General features: G+C 55.8%; 1 protein-coding gene. It reads left to right on the top strand.

Annotated features, from left to right (window positions below; genetic code table 11):
- Nucleotides 1–186 precede the first annotated feature (186 nt).
- A partial coding sequence (locus tag AC1DLB_RS31605) for a CorA family divalent cation transporter (RefSeq protein ID WP_477786479.1) occupies nucleotides 187–600 on the top strand: 414 nt, incomplete at its 3' end.

Genomic DNA, 600 nt, shown 5'->3' on the forward strand with positions numbered 1-600 from the left:
GTGCATCGACTCGATGGATCGGCAGCTGCAAGCCGCCTGAATGAAACCCGCCCTGTGCGGGTTTTCTTTTGCCTGCGAACTCTACCGATTTTGCTGACTCTCAAGCAGTAGACAAGGTTAAGCTGAAACCTGCCTGGCACCGCCAGTCTTTACCAATAGAAAGCGACCGATAAGAAGTGAATCATCATGGGTAGAGTCGTTGCTGCTGCGGTTTACAGCGCCGGTAAGAAAGTCACCAACATCACCCTCGACGAAGGCGCTGCCTGGGCTGCCAAGCCTGGCCACTTTGTGTGGATCGGCCTCGAAGAGCCCAATGCGCAGGAGCTGTTCAACCTGCAACGCCAGTTCAACCTGCACGAACTGGCCATCGAAGACGCCCTGGAAAAACACAGCCGACCGAAGCTGGAAACGTTCGGCGATGCGCTGTTCATCGTCACGTATTCGCCGATCCGCCATGAAGGCAAATTGCAGTTCATCGAGACGCATATCTTCGCCGGCAAGGGTTACATCATTACCGCACGTAACGGTCATTCGGCGTCCTACGCCCATGTCCGACAGCGTTGTGAGGCGCGCCCGCTTTTGCTGGAGCATGGGGAAGAT

The sequence above is a fragment of the Pseudomonas sp. 05N434 genome (assembly GCF_056396965.1).